The sequence below is a fragment of the Amycolatopsis sp. WAC 01416 genome, assembly GCF_003947485.1.
In the GTDB taxonomy this organism is placed as follows: Bacteria; Actinomycetota; Actinomycetes; order Mycobacteriales; family Pseudonocardiaceae; genus Amycolatopsis.
Genome location: NZ_QHHX01000009.1, coordinates 488269 through 504600, shown reverse-complemented (window position 1 = coordinate 504600; position 16332 = coordinate 488269). Strand labels below are relative to the sequence as shown.

16 protein-coding genes are annotated in these 16332 nt (G+C 70.3%); 9 read left to right on the top strand and 7 right to left on the bottom strand.

Translation table 11 applies throughout. The annotated features are described in order from the left end of the window. Window positions 1-164: 164 nt before the first annotated feature. Both DL990_RS31085 and DL990_RS31080 read right to left on the bottom strand, forming a co-directional pair. Window positions 165-2123 carry a VWA domain-containing protein gene (locus tag DL990_RS31085; protein WP_125800794.1) on the bottom strand — a complete coding sequence of 653 codons (1959 nt, stop codon included), beginning with the start codon at window positions 2121-2123 and terminating at the stop codon, window positions 165-167. After that, the gene (locus DL990_RS31080; RefSeq protein WP_125784058.1) at window positions 2120-3517 is read right to left on the bottom strand and encodes a sigma 54-interacting transcriptional regulator; all 1398 of its coding nucleotides are present in this window, start codon (window positions 3515-3517) and stop codon (window positions 2120-2122) included. Before DL990_RS31080 ends, DL990_RS31085 begins: the two co-directional genes overlap by 4 nt. Window positions 3518-3651: 134 nt before the next feature. Between DL990_RS31080 and DL990_RS31075 the strand changes: the two genes are divergently transcribed. Then, window positions 3652-4449 (top strand): hypothetical protein, encoded by a 798-nt coding sequence (locus DL990_RS31075; RefSeq protein WP_125784060.1) that lies wholly within the window; start codon window positions 3652-3654, stop codon window positions 4447-4449. Between the two features lie 4 nt (window positions 4450-4453). Here DL990_RS31075 and DL990_RS31070 read toward each other — a convergent pair whose 3' ends face one another. Both DL990_RS31070 and DL990_RS31065 read right to left on the bottom strand, forming a co-directional pair. Continuing rightward, window positions 4454-5074, bottom strand: a complete 621-nt coding sequence (locus DL990_RS31070) for a VC0807 family protein (protein WP_125800793.1) — start codon at window positions 5072-5074, stop codon at window positions 4454-4456. Beyond that, a complete protein-coding gene (locus DL990_RS31065; RefSeq protein ID WP_125800792.1) occupies window positions 5071-5955 on the bottom strand; it encodes an alpha/beta fold hydrolase in 885 nt (294 codons plus the stop codon). Before DL990_RS31065 ends, DL990_RS31070 begins: the two co-directional genes overlap by 4 nt. An 86-nt stretch (window positions 5956-6041) precedes the next feature. Between DL990_RS31065 and DL990_RS31060 the strand changes: the two genes are divergently transcribed. After that, window positions 6042-6617 (top strand): TetR/AcrR family transcriptional regulator, encoded by a 576-nt coding sequence (locus DL990_RS31060; protein WP_125784066.1) that lies wholly within the window; start codon window positions 6042-6044, stop codon window positions 6615-6617. Between the two features lie 70 nt (window positions 6618-6687). Here DL990_RS31060 and DL990_RS31055 read toward each other — a convergent pair whose 3' ends face one another. Further along, on the bottom strand, window positions 6688-7734 hold the full coding sequence (locus DL990_RS31055) for a ferrochelatase (protein ID WP_125800791.1): 1047 nt from the start codon (window positions 7732-7734) through the stop codon (window positions 6688-6690). Between the two features lie 85 nt (window positions 7735-7819). Here DL990_RS31055 and DL990_RS31050 point away from each other — a divergent pair, with 85 nt between their 5' ends. The 3 genes from DL990_RS31050 (at window position 7820) to DL990_RS31040 (ending at window position 10074) form a co-directional block, all read left to right on the top strand. Continuing rightward, the gene (locus DL990_RS31050) at window positions 7820-8404 is read left to right on the top strand and encodes a TetR/AcrR family transcriptional regulator (RefSeq protein ID WP_125784070.1); all 585 of its coding nucleotides are present in this window, start codon (window positions 7820-7822) and stop codon (window positions 8402-8404) included. Window positions 8405-8479: 75 nt separating this feature from the next. Beyond that, a complete protein-coding gene (locus tag DL990_RS31045; RefSeq protein WP_125800790.1) occupies window positions 8480-9661 on the top strand; it encodes a Cmx/CmrA family chloramphenicol efflux MFS transporter in 1182 nt (393 codons plus the stop codon). An 8-nt stretch (window positions 9662-9669) separates the two neighbouring features. Continuing rightward, complete coding sequence (locus DL990_RS31040; RefSeq protein WP_125784074.1) at window positions 9670-10074, top strand: nuclear transport factor 2 family protein; 405 nt, start codon at window positions 9670-9672, stop codon at window positions 10072-10074. Between the two features lie 64 nt (window positions 10075-10138). Here the strand turns inward: DL990_RS31040 and fabI are convergent, their stop codons facing one another. Both fabI and fabG read right to left on the bottom strand, forming a co-directional pair. Then, entirely contained in the window at window positions 10139-10906 is a 768-nt protein-coding gene (gene fabI / locus DL990_RS31035; RefSeq protein WP_034306560.1) for an enoyl-ACP reductase FabI, read from the bottom strand. A gap of 48 nt (window positions 10907-10954) precedes the next feature. Beyond that, window positions 10955-11659 (bottom strand): beta-ketoacyl-ACP reductase, encoded by a 705-nt coding sequence (fabG, locus tag DL990_RS31030; protein ID WP_125800789.1) that lies wholly within the window; start codon window positions 11657-11659, stop codon window positions 10955-10957. Window positions 11660-11850: 191 nt separating this feature from the next. Here fabG and DL990_RS31025 point away from each other — a divergent pair, with 191 nt between their 5' ends. From DL990_RS31025 to DL990_RS31010, 4 genes are read left to right on the top strand one after another with little or no spacing between them, the layout of a single operon-like run. Beyond that, window positions 11851-13209 carry an MFS transporter gene (locus tag DL990_RS31025; protein WP_125800788.1) on the top strand — a complete coding sequence of 453 codons (1359 nt, stop codon included), beginning with the start codon at window positions 11851-11853 and terminating at the stop codon, window positions 13207-13209. 10 nt (window positions 13210-13219) lie between these two features. Beyond that, window positions 13220-13888 (top strand): response regulator transcription factor, encoded by a 669-nt coding sequence (locus tag DL990_RS31020; RefSeq protein WP_125800787.1) that lies wholly within the window; start codon window positions 13220-13222, stop codon window positions 13886-13888. A 3-nt stretch (window positions 13889-13891) separates the two neighbouring features. After that, window positions 13892-15295, top strand: a complete 1404-nt coding sequence (locus tag DL990_RS31015) for a HAMP domain-containing sensor histidine kinase (RefSeq protein ID WP_125800786.1) — start codon at window positions 13892-13894, stop codon at window positions 15293-15295. Next, window positions 15292-16233 (top strand): TAXI family TRAP transporter solute-binding subunit, encoded by a 942-nt coding sequence (locus DL990_RS31010; protein WP_125800785.1) that lies wholly within the window; start codon window positions 15292-15294, stop codon window positions 16231-16233. The genes DL990_RS31015 and DL990_RS31010 overlap by 4 nt, the downstream gene beginning before the upstream one ends. Window positions 16234-16332 lie beyond the last annotated feature (99 nt).

Below are 16332 nucleotides of genomic sequence, written 5' to 3'. Positions count from 1 at the left end.
CAGGCTCAAACAATTCCGAGCCCTGGCAACCAGATTCGCCAAACGAGCCGCCTACCACCGCGCCGAGATCATCCTCGCCTGCATCGTCCTCCACCTCCGATGAAGATCCGCAGGACACGGCCTAACCCGAATCGCCACTCACGACCCACGCGGCCCACCTCTCACTACCGCTTCCTGGTCCGCAGGTAGTCGCCGACCACGGCGGCGCCGAGCCCGTCCAGATCCGGAGCGACGACGCGGCCGCCCGAGCGCCGGGCGATGAGGTCGACGAACTCCGTCAGGCGCGGGTCGTCCCCGAGCCGGAACACCGTCACCGACGCGCCCAGCTTCGCCATCCGGTCCACTTCGGACAGCGTCTTGAGCAGCGTCCTAGGCTGGGGCGGATAGTCGAACTCCGCCGAACCGTCGGGTTCCAGATGCGCCGTCGGCTCACCGTCGGTGACCATCAGGACCACCGGCTGCGCGTCGGGATGCCGCCGCAGATGCCGTCCGGCCAGCAGCAGGGCGTGGTGGGCGTTGGTGCCCTGCTCCCAAGCGCCCTCCAGCCCGACGAGTTCGGCCAGTTCGACCGATGTCGCGTAGCGGCCGAAGGTGATCAGCTGGAGGGCGTCGTTGCGGAACCGGGTGCTGATCAGCTGGTGCAGCGCGAGCGCCGTCCGCTTCATCGGCAGCCAGCGGCCCTCCTGCACCATCGACCACGAGGTGTCCACGAGCAACGCCACCGCCGCCCGCGACCGATGCTCGGTCTCGATCACCTCGACGTCGGAGACGTCCATCCGGACCAGCCGCTCCCCCACCGAAACCGAGCGCAGGACGGAGTTGCGGACCGTCCTGGAGACATCCCACGGCTGCATGTCCCCGAACCGCCACGGCCTGGTCGCGCCGGTCGGCTCGCCCGCTGCGCCGGCGGACTCGGTCTCCCGCTGGCCCGTCTTGCCGCGCAGCGCGTTCACGACATCGGCGAGCGCTGTCTCTCCGAGTCGTCGCAAAGCTTTGGGAGACAAGCGAAGCGTGCCGTCCGGGGCACGTTCGAAGAGACCTTGCCGCCGGAGCTCGCGTTCCAGCTCGGACAGCCGCCGAGCGTCCACGCCCGCGTCCGGTCCGAGCTGGCGTTCGAGAGCGTCGACGTCGATGTCCTCCAGCCGCGCGCCGGGATAGGACTGGCCGAGCTGTTCGGCCAGCGCGTCCAGTTCGGCGAGATCGGACATCGCGCGGGCACCCTCACCGAGGCCCAAGGGATCGTCGCCCCGGAACCGTTCCGAAGACGTCCAGTCCTCGCCGGGCCGCAGCGCGCGCAGCTGGGCGTCCAAAGTGGACAGCTGTTGCGCGAGCCGAGGGTCGCCGAACGCCTGCTGCGACAGTTCGGCCAGTTCGGCCCGTTGCTCCGGGGTCATCGAGTTGAGCATCCGCTGCGCGGCCGCGGCACGAGCGGCGAGGACGTCGATCAGCTCCTCGACGTTCTTCGGGTTCTCCGGGAAGAATTCGCCGTGCTCGCGCATGAACTCCGCGAACCGCTCCGGGACGTCCTCGCGGCCCTGAGCGTGCGCGGCCAGCAGGTCGTTGAGATCGGCGAGCATCCGGTTGGCCCGCTCGGCCTCTTCCGGTCCGGCGTTCCGCAGCGCCTCCTTCATCCCCTCGAAGCGGGAATCCAGCAGCTCACGGCCGAGCAGGTCACGGATCTTCTCGTAGTTCTCCCTGCCCGCCTGCGAGCGCCAGTCGTACTCGGCGAGTTCGCGTACGGCCGCCGCCGTCCCGGGCGGCAACGCGTCCAGCTGGGCCTCACGGAAGCGGGCGTCGTCGTCCGGATCGGGAAACAACTCACGCCGCTCGGCCTCCAGTGCCTGGTCGAGCAGCCGCTGGACCTCCTGGAGCGTGCCGTCCAGCCGGTGCCGCCGCTGGATCTCCGACCGGCGCTGCCAGAGCCGCCTGGTCAGCTCGTCGAGCCCGGTTGTGCGCGGGGTGCCGCGCCGCAACAGCTCTTCCAGCGCGGACCGGGGCGAGGCGCCCGCCATGACGTCGCGGCCGATCTCGTCGAGCGCGTCCCGCAGATCCGCCGGCGGCGCCAGCGGATCCGGACCGTCGTGCCACGGCCCGTACGAGTAGCCCTCCGGGGCGGCGCTCATCGGCCGTAGACGGTCGTGCCGTCGTCGGAGTCCTTGGCGAGTTTCCTCGACAGGAACAGGGATTCCAGTGCCAGTTCGACCGCGGCCGCGATCCGCCCCGCCGGTTCGTCCGGACCGACGCCGGCGCGCGCGGCGACATCGTGGAGCACGGGCAGTTCCGGCAGTGCGGCGAGGACGTCCTTTCCGGGCACGCGTTCCCCGGTGGAGACCAGATGCCCGGACTCGACGGCGTCGGCCAGCGGCAGCAGATCCAGACCGGCGAACCGCGAACGGGCCGTCTCCGCGACCGCCCGGCGCAGCAGGTGCACGAGATGCTCGGTCTCGCGGCCCTCCTCGCCCGGCTCGAATTCGAGCTTGCCGCGCAGGACCGCGGGCACCGCGTCGAGGTCGACCGGACGCGCCACGGCGGGTTCCTCGCCGGTCAGCGCGGACCGGCGCAGTGCCGCCGCGCCGACCGTTTCCGCCGCCGCGACGGCGAACCGGGCCGAGACGCCCGACCGCTGGTCGATCACCGGCGACTCGCGCAGGTTCCGCACGAACCGGGCCAGCACCTCCAGGAGCGGCTCGCCGACCTCGGCGACCAAGTGCGCCTCCTGCCGGACGACGGCGATCTCCGACTCGACGTCGAGCGGGTAGTGCGTCCGGATCTCGGCGCCGAACCGGTCCTTGAGCGGGGTGATGATACGGCCGCGGTTGGTGTAGTCCTCCGGGTTGGCCGTCGACACCAGCAGCACGTCCAGCGGTAGCCGCAACGTGTAGCCGCGCACCTGGATGTCGCGCTCCTCCATCACGTTCAGCAACGCGACCTGGATGCGCTCGGCGAGGTCCGGCAGCTCGTTGATCGCCACGATGCCGCGGTGGGCACGCGGGACGAGTCCGAAGTGGATGGTCTCGGGATCGCCGAGGCTGCGGCCTTCGGCGACCTTCACCGGGTCGACGTCCCCGATCAGGTCACCGACCGAAGTGTCCGGTGTGGCCAGTTTCTCCGTGTACCGCTCATCGCGGTGACGCCAGGTCACCGGCAGGGCGTCACCGAGTTCGGCGGCGCGACGGCGCGATTCCGGGGTGATCGGGTCGAGCGGATGCTCGGCCAGCTCGGCACCGTCGATGACGGGCGTCCATTCGTCGAGAAGTCCCGCGAGGGTGCGCAGCAGCCGGGTCTTGCCTTGGCCGCGTTCGCCGAGCAGGACGACGTCGTGCCCGGCCAGCAGCGCGCGTTCCAGCTGCGGCAGCACGGTGCGCGAGAACCCGACGATCCCGGGCCAGGCGTCTTCCCCGGCGCGGAGCTTGGCGAGCAGGTTGTCGTGCAGTTCTTGTTTGATCGACCGCGGCAGGTGACCCGCCGCGCGGAGGTCCCCGGCGGTCCGGGGCAGGTTTGCGGGAACATCGTTCACCCGTTCGACGCTACGTCGCGACCGTGGCCTCTGTCGACGTGAAGCAACTCCAGCTCCGGTACGTTCACCTGCTCTCCCCCTCGATAACGCGCCCATTTCCGGGTTTCGCCGGAAGCACGACTAAAATCAGTCCAGTGTGCCGTCCTAGTGCGACCCTCGCGGTCTGGTCTTCGGCGTGGCTGAACGGAGCCGCCGCCTCCGACGACATCCTTGACGCCCTTCAGGTCTGGGGCGAAGCCCACGACTTCGTCGCCGCGGACGCGGCGGCCGCCGAGGCGTTCGACCTGCCGCTCGCGTTCAACCGGGCGGCGACCCCGGTCCAGCTGCTGCTCGCCCTGCGCGTACAGGGTGCCAAGAGCATGCAGTTGCTGCTCCCGGTGCCCGGCGACGTGCGGGGGCTGGGCGGCGGCGGGCAGTTCACCGAGGCCGCGCTTCGGACCGGCGAGGCCGTCCTGTTGCCGGATCTCGGCTACGGCGTCGTCCCCGAGGCCATCGCCGAAGGCCTCATGCGGTGGACCGTGTACTCGGTGCCCACGCCGGGCGTCCTCGAGTACCGCCCGCTCGGCGAGGCCGAGCACGGCCTGACCGACGCGATCCGGGCGAGCGCGGGCGCGCTCCAGACCCTGGACGTCGCCAGCGAACGGCCGGGGGTGCGGGCGGAACTCTCGGCCCGGCTGCGGGCGGCCACCGACGCGCCCTGGCCAGCGGGGATGCCCGGCCGGGCACTGCGAGTGCTCCAGCGATCCCAGGAGATCGCGGCGATCCTCGCCATCGCCGAATCCGACGATCCGGGCGGCGCGCTCTCCGCGTCGGCGGCGCTTCGGCGGGCGGAGGCCTTGCGGCCGCTGACCGAAGCCGTCCGCAACGCGCGGTGCGCGGCGATCAACGAAGCGGTGCGGGAGTTCGCCGAGCAGGCGGACAGGCACCCGTAGCCGTTCACGTGGTCACGGAGTGCTTTTTCTGGATCTTCTCGGCATACCGGACGGACCACAGCGAAAGCCCGCCGATGACCGCGATCAGCAGGACCACGCTGAGCGCGTTCATCACGTCGGCCGACAGGGTGTAGACCAGCGGCACGCGGACCACGGCCTCCAGCAGCAGCGCCACTCCCCACACCGCCGACATCCGGGTGAACGCCCGGCGGAAAGCGGGCACCTCGCCGGTGAGGCGGTCGATCTCGGCGCGTTTCGCCGCGCTGGAACCGGCCCGCACGGCGACGAGCACCATGGGCGTGCGGCTGAAGCAGCTCACCAGCAGCACGATCGCGGCGGTCGCGGTGGCGAAGGATTCCTTGAGCAACAGGAATTTCGCGTCACCGCTGACCAGCGAAAGCACGAGCCCGACCCCGAGCACGCCTGCCAGCAACACGGCGAAGCCGTCGAAGGACCGGTCTCGGACGGCGACCCACGCGATCCGGGCCGCGGCCACCACCGCCCCGGCCAGCAAGGAGACCTGCTCGCTCTGCCCGGCGAGCCGGAGCCCGTAGTACGCGGCCAACGGGAGCGCGACATCCCAGAGCAGCAAGGAGAGCGTCGGATTCCTGCCGTGCCCGGTCACGACGGTGTTTCCTCTGCCGCCAGGAAGGCCAGGATCCGCGCGTTGACCTCGTCCGCCGCTTCGCCCGCGATGGAGTGGGTCGCCGACGGCCACAGTTCGACCTGCCCCCGCGGCAGAAGCTCACGAGCCCGCGCGGCCGCGCGGTCCGGGTGGTGGATGACGCTGCGCCCGGCGATCAGGGCCAGCACGGGCATCCGCAGTGAGCGCAACTGCGCGTCGGTGATCAACCTGGGTGGCGGCAGGGCGATGCGATAGGTCCGCATTCCTTCGTCGATCACCCGCGCGACCGGATCGGTGGTGTCGACCTCCGCGCCACCGGAGATCCAGTGCAGGAACGACGGCCGGGCCCATCGGTTAATGCCGGGGATCGCGGTGAGCGTGGCGCGGACGACCAGTCCCGCGGTCAGCCCGCCGAACGTCAGCACCGGGTCGATCAGGGTGAGCGACCTCAGCCGCTCCGGCGCCCGCGCGGCGAGGTTGGCGGCGAGCCAGCCACCGAACGAGTACCCGATCAGGTGCACCGCCGCCAGGTCGAGTTCCGCGAGCACCGTATTCAGCCAAGCGGCTTGGTCCACACCGTCCCTGATCGGGGCGGTCTGTTCACTGCGGCCGGGTTCGCCGATCAGGTCCACCGCGTAGACCTCGCCGTGCGCGAGCAACGCGGTGAGGTTGGGTTCCCACATCACCGCGGTCCCGGCACGACCGGGCAACAGCACGATCGGCGTTCTGCCCGGTTGCCCGAACCGGTACACGCGCGCCACCCCGAACGCCGTCTCGACGTCGTGGATCCCGGCCGGCGCGGGCAAAGCCGCCAGGCCTCGTTCGTAGACGACCTCGTATTCGGCCCGTGCCTCCGACGAGGCGAAACCGCCCACCTTCATATGCACCCCTCCTTTACGATACGATCGGATTGTAAACAGTTGGTGAGAAGTTGGCAATCCGATCGGACTGCCAAAAGGAGGAGCGGGTGCCCAAACGAGTCGATCACGAGCACCGGCGGCAGCAGATCGCCGCGGCCGTCCGGCGTATCGCGGCCGACCGGGGGCTCGAAGGGGTCAGCTTGAGCGAGGTCGCGGCCGAAGCCGGTATCTCGAAAGGGTTCGTCCAGCACTACTTCGCGTCGAGAGACGACATGCTGCGCTTCGCGACGACCACTTTGAGAAGCGGGCTCGAGGAACGCATCGCCACCCCCTCAGAACTCGGCGTCCGGGATCTGCTCATCGCCCTGCTCCCCCTGGACGAGGCCGCCAGGGACGACGCGCTGGTCGCCAACGCCTTCCTGATGCGCGCGCTCAAGGATCCGGAGATCGCCGGCCACTTCCGGACCGGCCACGGCCAGCTCCGCGACGCGGTGGCGGCCATGCTCACCGCCGCCAGGGACGACGGCGAGTTCGCGTCCACCGTCGACCCGGTCGCCGAAGCCGCGCTCCTGCTGGCGCTGGTCTCCGGCCTCGGCGACGCGGTGCTGCTCGGCTATCAGTCCGGCGAAGAGGCCATCGCCCTGATCGACCGCCACCTGTCGAGGATCACCGCCACCCCGTGAGCGGCACCTTCCGAGTACACGAAGGCCCCCTTCCTCGCGCTAGACGCAAAGAAGGGGGCCTTCATGTACTTCAAGGACGTGCGGGCCGCTTCGCGGGTTCGCAGCACCCGATCGCGCAAGGCGCACCGTTGACCGTGCACCCCGCCGCCGGGAACGGCGACAGCTTCCGCGCGGGTGCCCCGTCGATGTGCTCCCGGATCAGTTCCACGACGAGCTCGGCGAAACGCGGGTCGGTGTCCGGCGTCGCGGCCCGCGCGAAGCCCATGCCGTGCTCGGCGGCCCGTTCCGCGGCCTCGTTGTCGAGGTCCCAGATCACCTCGAGGTGGTCGGACACGAAACCCACGGGGCAGACCACCACCGAGGTGACGCCTTCCGCGTGCAGCGAGTCGATGTGGTCGACGATGTCCGGCTCCAGCCACGGCACCTGCGGCGGACCGGAGCGCGACTGCCACACGACGTCGTAGGTCTCGATTCCCGCTTCGGCCGCGACGAGGCGCGCGGCCTCGGCGATCTGACGCGAGTAGCGCCTGCCGCCTTCCGCGGGCGGCCCGGACGCGGTGTCTGCGGATTCGGGCACCGAGTGGGCGCAGAAGACGGTCCTGGTTCCAGACTGGCTCCCCAGCTTCGCGTGCGCGGCGCGAACGGCGTCGGCGAAGGCGGCGATGAACAGCGGGTGATCGAAGAACTGCCGCAGTTTCACCAGTTCCGGCGCGCCGTCGCCGACCGACGCACGGGCGCGCTCGATGTCCTCGTCGTACTGACGGCAGGCGGAGTAGCCGCCGTACGCGCTCGTGGGGAAGACCAGGACGCGCTGGGCGCCCGCCTTGGCGATCTCGGCGAGGGCGTCCTCGACCATCGGCCGCCAGTTGCGGTTGCCGAAGTGGACGGGCAGGTCGATCCCGGCGGCCGCGAGCTGCTTCTCCACCGCGGAGATCGCGTCCCGGTTCAGCCGGTTGATCGGCGAGACCCCGCCGAAGTGCTGGTAGTGCTCGGAGACCTCGAGCAGTCGTTCCCGGGGGACCCCACGGCCCCGCGTGACGTTCTCCAGGAACGGCATCACCTCGTCGGGCCCCTCGGGACCACCGAACGAAAGCCAAAGCAGCGCGTCGTAACCCACTCTGTCATCTTGCCGTTGTGGCGCCCCGCACGCCGACCCGGCCCGTTTTGAACCGATCGATCCAAAACATGGTACGGTCGCTCCCATGGCCAGGCCGAAGGAATTCGACGAGCGCGCCGCGATCGGGCGCGCCATGGACGCGTTCTGGCTTCGCGGCTACGAGGGCACGTCGACGCAGGCCCTCTGCGAAGCCACCGGCTTGGGCCGCAGCAGCATCTACAACACCTTCACCAGCAAGCACGAACTGTTCATGCGCGCGCTCGACCACTACGCCGAACGCGGGATCGTGGCCAGGACGGCCTTGCTGGAGGAGTCCGGGACCGGCCTCGAGCGGTTTCGCACCCTGTTCTCGTACACGATCGACGAGGAAGTCGCGAACCACGGCCGAGGCTGCCTCGTGGTCAACACGGTGGCCGAATTCGGCGATCGCGATCCCGAGATCAAGGCCCGGATCGACGCCGACACCGGACGGCATCTCACCCTTCTCTCGGCCTGCGCCAGGGAAGGACAGCTCGACGGGACGATCGACGGCGACCGCGAACCCGGCGCCATCGCCGAGTTCGCGCACAGCACCGTCGCCGGACTCCGGCTGATGTCCCGCCGCGGCGCCGGACGGGCGGCCATGGAGGCCGTCGCCGCCATCGCATTGGACGCGATCGCCGCCGAGTAACACCTGGAACGAAACCCTTGTGCGCGACGCTGCCCACATTTTGGACTGATCAATACAAAACCGGAGGGAATCCCCGTGCCTTTGGCAGTCTGCGTACTCGGACTGAGCGTGTTCGCGCTCGGCACGTCCGAGTTCATGATCACCGGCCTGCTGCCCGGTATGGCGGCCGATCTGAACGTCGGCATCCCGGAGGCCGGGCTGCTCATCTCGGCTTTCGCGATCGGCATGGTCGTCGGCGCTCCCCTGCTCGCGATCGCGACGCTGCGGGTGCCGAGGCGTGCCACCCTCATGGCCTTGCTCGTCGTCTTCGGCATCTCGCACGTGGTCGGCGCGGTGGGCTCGGGATACGCCCTGCTCTTCGCGACCCGTGTGGTCAGCGCCGTCGCCTGCGCCGGGTTCTGGGCGGTCGCGGCTGCCACCGCCGTCGCGCTGGTCCCGGTCGAGCGCCGTGGCCGCGCGCTGGCCATCCTGGTCGGCGGGCTCACCGTCGCGAACATCGCCGGCGTGCCCGCGGGGACCTTCCTCGGCCAGCACGCGGGCTGGCGGGCCGCGTTCTGGGCGGTCACGGCCTTGACCGTCGTCGCGCTGATCGGGGTCTTCGCCTTGGTCCCGGAGACGCAGAACGGTGAGACCAAGACCGACGTGGCGACCGAACTGCGGCTCTACCGCGGCGGCCGGTTCTGGCTGGCACTCGGCGTCATCGCGTTCGCGCAGGCGATGATCTTCGCGACCTTCAGCTACCTCGCGCCCATGCTCACCGAAGTCGCCGGACTGCCGGAAAGCTGGGTTCCTGGCGTGCTTTCCTTGTTCGGGCTCGGCGCGCTGATCGGTATCACCGTCGGCGGACGGCTCGCCGACGCGAGGCCCTTCGCGACCCTCTACGGCGGCCTCGCCGTCGCCCTGCTCACCCTCGTGCTGCTCGCGCTGTCCGGCCCGGCGACCCCGGTCGCGATCTTCGCCGTATTCCTGTTCGGCGTCGCCGGATTCGGGGTCAATCCCGCTTTGAACGTCCGCGCCTTCGCCGTGGCGGGCAACGCGCCCACGCTCGTCGGCGCGAGCACGACCGCCGCGTTCAACGTCGGCAACACCGTCGGCCCGTGGCTCGGCGGCGAGTCGATCGACGCCGGTCTCGGCTATCCCAGCGTCGCCTGGGTGAGCGTCGGCCTCGGCGTCGCCACCGTCGTCGCGCTCACCTTCGCCGCCGGTGTCCAGCGCACCGACGACACCCGCCTGCTCCGCGAACCCGTTACCCAGTAAGGAGAATCATGTCCGAACGAACCAGAGCCACCCTCGACGAGTTCTTCCGCCGAATGTCCACAGGGGACACCGACGGAGCCACGGAACTGTTCGCCGACAGCGTCGGGTGGGACATCCCCGGTGCGACCGAGCTCGTCCCGTGGATCGGCCCGCGGCGAAACCGGGCGGAGATCCGCGAGTTCTACGAACTGCTCGACAAAGGGCTCATCAAGGACCGGTTCGACGTCGAACGGGTCCTCGTCGACGGACCGCACGCGGTCGCGATCGGCCGCCTCCGCTCGACGATCCGCGGCACCGGCAAGGTGATCGAGACGGCCTTCACCATCGAGTTCGAGGTGAACGACAACGGCCTGATCACCAAGTACCTGCTGCTCGAGGACTCGTGGCACGTCGCCAACGCCGTCCTGCCCTGATGCGCGTGAAGGCCCCCTTCCCTCGGCTCAGCCGAGGGAAGGGGGCCTTCACGCGCTAAGAGACCTAGATGCCGAGGGCGTGCACTCCGCCGTCGACCATGATCATCGAGCCGGTCGTGGCGGGCAGCCAGTCCGACAGCACGGCGCAGACGGACTTCGCCGTCGGGTCCGGGTCGGAGCTGTCCCAGCCGAGCGGCGCGCGGTCGCCCCAGCCCTCCTCCAGCTCGGAGAAACCGGGGATCGACTTCGCCGCCATGGTCTTCATCGGACCGGCGCTGACCAGGTTGACCCGGATGCCCTTCGGGCCGAGGTCGCGCGCCAGATACCGGTTCACCGATTCCAGAGCGGCCTTCGCGACGCCCATCCAGTTGTAGACCGGCCACGCGACGCGCGCGTCGAAGTCCATGCCGACGATCGACGAACCGCGTGACAGCAGCGGCAGGGTCGCGACCGCGAGGGCCTTGAAGGAGTACGCCGAGACGTCGACGGCCACCTTCACGTCCTCGCTGGGGGCGTCCAGGAACGGCGCGCCCAGGCAGGACTGCGGGGCGAACCCGATCGAGTGCAGCACCCCGTCGAGGCCGTCGACGTGCTCACGGACGCGGTCGGCGAGCGAGTCGAGGTGCTCCTGATTGGTGACGTCCAGCTCCAGCACCGGCGCCTCCTCGGGGAGACGCTTGGCGATGCGCTCGACGAGCGACAGCCTGCCGAAGCCGGTGAGCACGACCTTCGCGCCCTCCTGCTGCGCGATCTTGGCCGCGTGGAACGCGAGCGAGGCGTCGGTGATGACGCCGGTGATCAGCAGGCGCTTGCCTTCGAGCAGTCCTGGCACGGGACCTCCAGTCCGGGTGGTTTCGATCGGTACGGGAAAACGGGGACGTCAGTGGCCCATGCCGAGGCCGCCGTCGACCGGCAGTACCGCGCCGTTGACGTACCCGGCCTCTTCGGAAGCGAGGTAGCGGACGGCGGCGGCGATCTCCGACGGCTCGGCGTACCGGCCGGAGGGAACCTGGGCGAGGATCTCCTTCTTGCGGTCCTCGCCGAGCTCGTCGGTCATGTCCGTGGCGACGAAGCCCGGCGCGATGACGTTCGAGGTGATGTTGCGCGAGCCCAGCTCACGCGCGAGCGAACGGGCGAGACCGACGAGACCCGCCTTGCTCGCCGCGTAGTTGACCTGGCCCGCCGAGCCGGTGAGGCCGACGACGGACGAGATGAAGATGTAGCGGCCCCACTTGCCGCGCAGCATGCCGCGCGAGGCGCGTTTGGCGACCCGGTAGGCGCCGGTGAGGTTGGCGTCCACCACGCGGGTGAACTGCTCCTCGCTCATCCGCATGAGGAGGGTGTCGTCGGTCATGCCCGCGTTCGCGACGAGGACCTCGACCGGGCCCTGGTGCTCCTCGACGAGCTTGAAGGCGGCGTCGACCTGTTCGGCGTCGGTGACGTCGGCCTGCACGCCGAAGAGACCTTCGGGCGCTCCGGAACCGCGGTGCGTGATCGCGACCTTGTGCCCCTGCGCCGCGAGGTCCTTCGCGATCGCCAAACCGATGCCGCGGTTGCCGCCGGTGACCAGTACCGACCGTCCCACAGAGCTCTCCTCGCCTCGTCGTGTCGCGCTGACGGCACTGAGGTTATCGGCTCGCCCGGCGCCCGCCGGAGCCGCGCCACCCCTACCTCCGGGTAACCGCGACCGTCCTAAGCGGATGTTAGGAACCGCGCCGAAACCTTGCCCGGCCGTCACGGATTGTTCACCGTGAGCCGGAACACAGGAGGTCAAAGATGACAACCCGGATCGGCGAAGCGTCGCCGCCCGTAAGCGAGAGGCGAGTCGTCGGCAACGTGCTGCGCGGCTCGATCGGCAACCTGGTCGAGTGGTACGACTGGTACGCCTACGCCGCCTTCACCACGTACTTCGCCAAGTCCTTCTTCCCCACCAAGGACACGACGGCGGCCTTCCTCGGCACCGCGGCGGTCTTCGCCGTCGGTTTCCTCATGCGACCGCTCGGCGGCTGGATGCTGGGCCGGTTCGCCGACCGCTTCGGGCGACGAAGCGCACTCGTGCTTTCCGTCACGTTGATGGCGGCGGGGTCGCTGATGATCGCGGTCACCCCGACCTACGCCTCGATCGGGATCGCCGCGCCGATCCTGCTGCTGGTGGCCCGGCTCATCCAGGGGCTCTCGGTCGGTGGGGAGTATTCGACCTCCGCGACCTATCTGTCCGAAGTGGCCACTCCGGGCAAACGCGGCTTCTACTCCAGCTTCCAGTACGTGACGCTGTACGGCGGCCAGTTGCTGGCGCTCGGTCTCCAGTTGCTGCTGCAGGCCGTCCTGACCGAACAGCAGCTGACGTCGTGGGGCTGGCGGATCGCGTTCGTCGTCGGCGCGCTCGCCGCGGTCGTGGTGATGTTCCTGCGCCGCGGGATGGACGAGTCGGCCAGCTTCGAAGCGGCCAAGGCGTCCGGCACCGGCAAGGAGGCGGGCGACAAGGGCACGCTGCGCGCGCTCATCAAGTACCCCAAGGAGATCGCGCTCGTCGTCGGTCTCACCCTCGGCGGCACGGTGTCGTTCTACACCTTCGCCACCTACAGCCAGAAGTTCATGGAGAACACCGCGGGCATCCCGCGCCGGACGGTCACGCTGATCCTGTTCTGCGCGATCCTCGTGGCCGCGATCCTGCAGCCGTTCGCGGGCAAACTCTCCGACCGCATCGGCCGCCGTCCGCTGCTGATGTTCTTCGGCATCGCCGGCACGCTGCTGACCGTCCCGATCATGACGCTGATGGGCGGGACGAAGGAGCCGGTGCTCGCGTTCCTGCTGATGCTGGCCGGGCTGGTGATCGTCACCGGCTACACCTCGATCAACGCGATCGTGAAGGCCGAGCTGTTCCCGACGAAGATCCGCGCCATCGGCGTCGGTCTCCCCTACGCGCTCACCGTGGCGATCTTCGGCGGCACGGCCGAGCTCATCGCGCAGGCGTTGAAGGGGGCCGGTCACGAATCGGTGTTCTTCTTCTACGTCGCGGGCTGCGTCCTGGTGTCGCTGATCGTGTACGGCACAATGCGGGAAACCTCGAAGACCTCGGAGCTGGACAAGAAGAACCAGCCCGAGCCCGAGCTCGTGTCCGGCCGGGAAGGCTAGGCGGGAAGGTATGGCCGTGCGGGTGCTCCTCGTCGAAGACGACGTCGGCGACGGCGACGCGCTCGCCGAAGCCCTGCAATCGCGCGGCCATACCGTCTCCCACGCGATCCGCGGCAGCGACGCCCTGCACCGGCATCGCGCGGCCGACGTGATCCTGCTGGACCTCAACCTGCCGGACATGCACGGGCTCGACGTGCTCAGGAAGGTCCGGCAGGTCTCGCCGGTGCCGGTGCTCGTGCTCACCGCGAGCGGGGACGAGCGGTCCGTGGTGCGCGGGCTGCGGCTCGGCGCCGACGACTACCTGACCAAACCGATCCGCCTGGCGGAACTGCTGGCGAGGATGGATGCGGTCGTCCGGCGCGCCGCGGTCTCGGCCACACCGCAGGACGGCATCGTCCGCGTCGAGGACGTCGAGATTGACCTCGGCGCGCGGCGCGTGCTCGTCGACGGGACCGACATCGGGCTCACCGCCAAGGAATTCGCCGTCCTGGCCGTGCTCGCCGCCCGACCGGGCACCGCGGTGAGCCGCCAGCAGTTGATGGACGAAGTCTGGGGCGACGCGTACCTCGCCGTCTCCCGTTCGCTCGACGTGCACCTGACCCAGCTGCGCGCGAAGCTCGACCGGCCGGGACTGCTCACCACGATCCGGGGTTTCGGCTACCGCCTCGGCCGGGACTGACCGGTGCGCACCCGGCTGCTGGTCGTCCTCGTCGCGCTCGCGCTGACCGTGGTCGCCGCGTTCGCGATCCCGCTGTTCGGGTCGACCGCCGCGCAGCGGACCCAGCAGCTGGTGATCGCCCGCAACGCCGACGTCGACCGGTTCGTCGTCCTCGCCCAGCAGGCCGTCGACGCCGGCGACGCGACCACGCTGACGGTCGACGCCGCACGGTATTCGTCGTTATACGGCGAGGCCGTCGTGGTGGTCGACGCGCGCGGAGGGCCGCTGGTCGAAACCGGCGGCATGACCGCCGCGGAACCAGTGGTCCGCTCACTCGTCGAGGCCGCGCTGCGCAACCAGCCCGCGAAGGGACCGGAGCAGCTGAGTCCGTGGTCTGCGGATCCGGTCTATTTCGCCCGCCCGGTGGGCACCGGGACGCGGGTGGCCGGAGTGGTCGTCCTCCGCGCGTCGGTGACCGCGGCGGCGGCCGACGTCGCCACCCGCTGGGCCACGATCGTCGCTGGTGCGGCACTGGTCGCGGCGCTGTTCGTGCTGCTCGCGGTCCTGCTGGCCCGCTGGATGGTGCGGCCGCTACACGAATTGGAGACCGGCGTGCAGGCGGTGACCGAGGGACATCGCGCACAGGTTCCCGACCGGGCGGGGCCCCACGAACTGCGTTCGCTCGCGACGTCGTTCAACCGGATGTCCGACGCCGTCGTCGAGGCGTCCGAGCAGCAGCGGCGGCTCGTCGCGGACGCGTCGCATCAGCTGCGGAATCCCATGGCCGCCTTGCGGTTGCGGGTGGATTCGCTGGCCGCGCAGGTCGATGGGGACGGCCAGCGGGCCTACCTGGCGACCGTCGCCGAGGTCGAGCGCCTGGAGTCCCTGCTCGACGGGTTGCTCGCGCTGGCGCTCGCCGAAAGCGCCGCGACCCGGCTCGCCGCGGGTGAGTCCGGCGACGAACCCTGCGATCTCCCGGCCGTCCTGGCCGAACGGGTCGACGCGTGGCGGCCCTCGGCGGACGACGCGGGAGTCCGCCTCGCGGCGTCGGAAGGCCACGACGAGCCGGTGCCCGTGCGGTGTCCGGAAAGCGATCTCGCCCAAGTGCTGGATGTCCTGCTGGACAACGCGGTGCACTACGCGGGCCGCGGCGCCACGATCACCACCGGCTACGAGACCGGTGACACGACCGCCACGGTCTTCGTGTCCGACAACGGTCCTGGACTGTCCACAGAGGATCGTGAACGGGCGACCGAACGGTTCTGGCGGGCGGGCGGCGACGGCGCGCCGCGCGGGACGGGACTCGGCCTTTCGATCGCGAACCAGCACGTGCTCGCCCGGGGCGGGAAACTCGAACTGCGCCAAGCCGAACCGCGCGGGCTCGAAGTCCGCGTCGAACTCCCTCTCGCGACGGGAGGGACACCATGACCGTCACCAGGCGTACGGCGATCCTCGCTGGGCTCGCCACTCTCGCGGGCTGCTCCACGGCGGGCTACCGCGGACCGGAGCGGGAGGTCGTCATCTCGGCGGGTGAGAGCGGCGGTTTCTATCTCGCCTTCGCGGAACTGCTGGCCCAGCAGCTGAACCGCGCGGAGCCCCGGCTGCACGCGACGGCCGTCGCCACCGAAGCCAGCGTCGAGAACCTGCGGCGGCTGCGGGACGGCCGGGCCGATCTCGGGCTCGTCCTCGGCGACGTCGCCGAGGCGGCCTTCACCGGCGCGGAGCCGTTCTCCGTCCCGATCGCCTTCTCGGCCATCGGCCGCGTCTACGAGAACTACCACCAGCTCGTGGTCCGCGCGGACGGTCGCGTGCGGACGCTCGCCGATCTGGCCGGACGACCGGTGGCGATGGGCGCGAGCGGCTCCGGCGTGGCGGTGTTCAGCTCGCGGCTGTTCGCCCGCGCCCAAGTGCCGGTGAAGGCGAAGAACCTGCTCCTGGGTGAAGCGATCAACGCGTTGGCGGCGCACGAGGTCGACGCGCTGCTCTGGTCCGGTGGGATCCCGACTCCCGCGCTCACCGAGCTCAACCGGACCACCGCGATCACCCTGCTCCCCCTCGACGCCCATCTGCCGGCCCTGCGGGCGGGCTACGGCCCGGTGTACGACCAGGTCCACGTCCCGGCGCAGGCCTACCAGGGCGTCGGCGAACTGCGGACGATCGGCGTCGCGAACCTGTTGCTGGCCGCGCCTTCGCTGCCCGACGAGGTCGCGGCCGCCGTCGCGCGCGTGCTGGCCGGACACGCCGCCGACCTCGTCCCGGCATCCGCCGTCGGAACCCAGTTCCTCGACGTCCGGACGCTGATCGGCACCGGCAAGGTCCCGCTGCACCCTGGTGCCGCGTCGGCCTACCGTGCCCTGCACGGGTGACCCGCGCTCCATCTTCAGAGGGATGCGCGCAGACCTGGAGCGCTGCCAGGGTCGGAGGCAGGCGGCCGCCGGGCCGCCCCGATCCGGAAGGACTCCAGC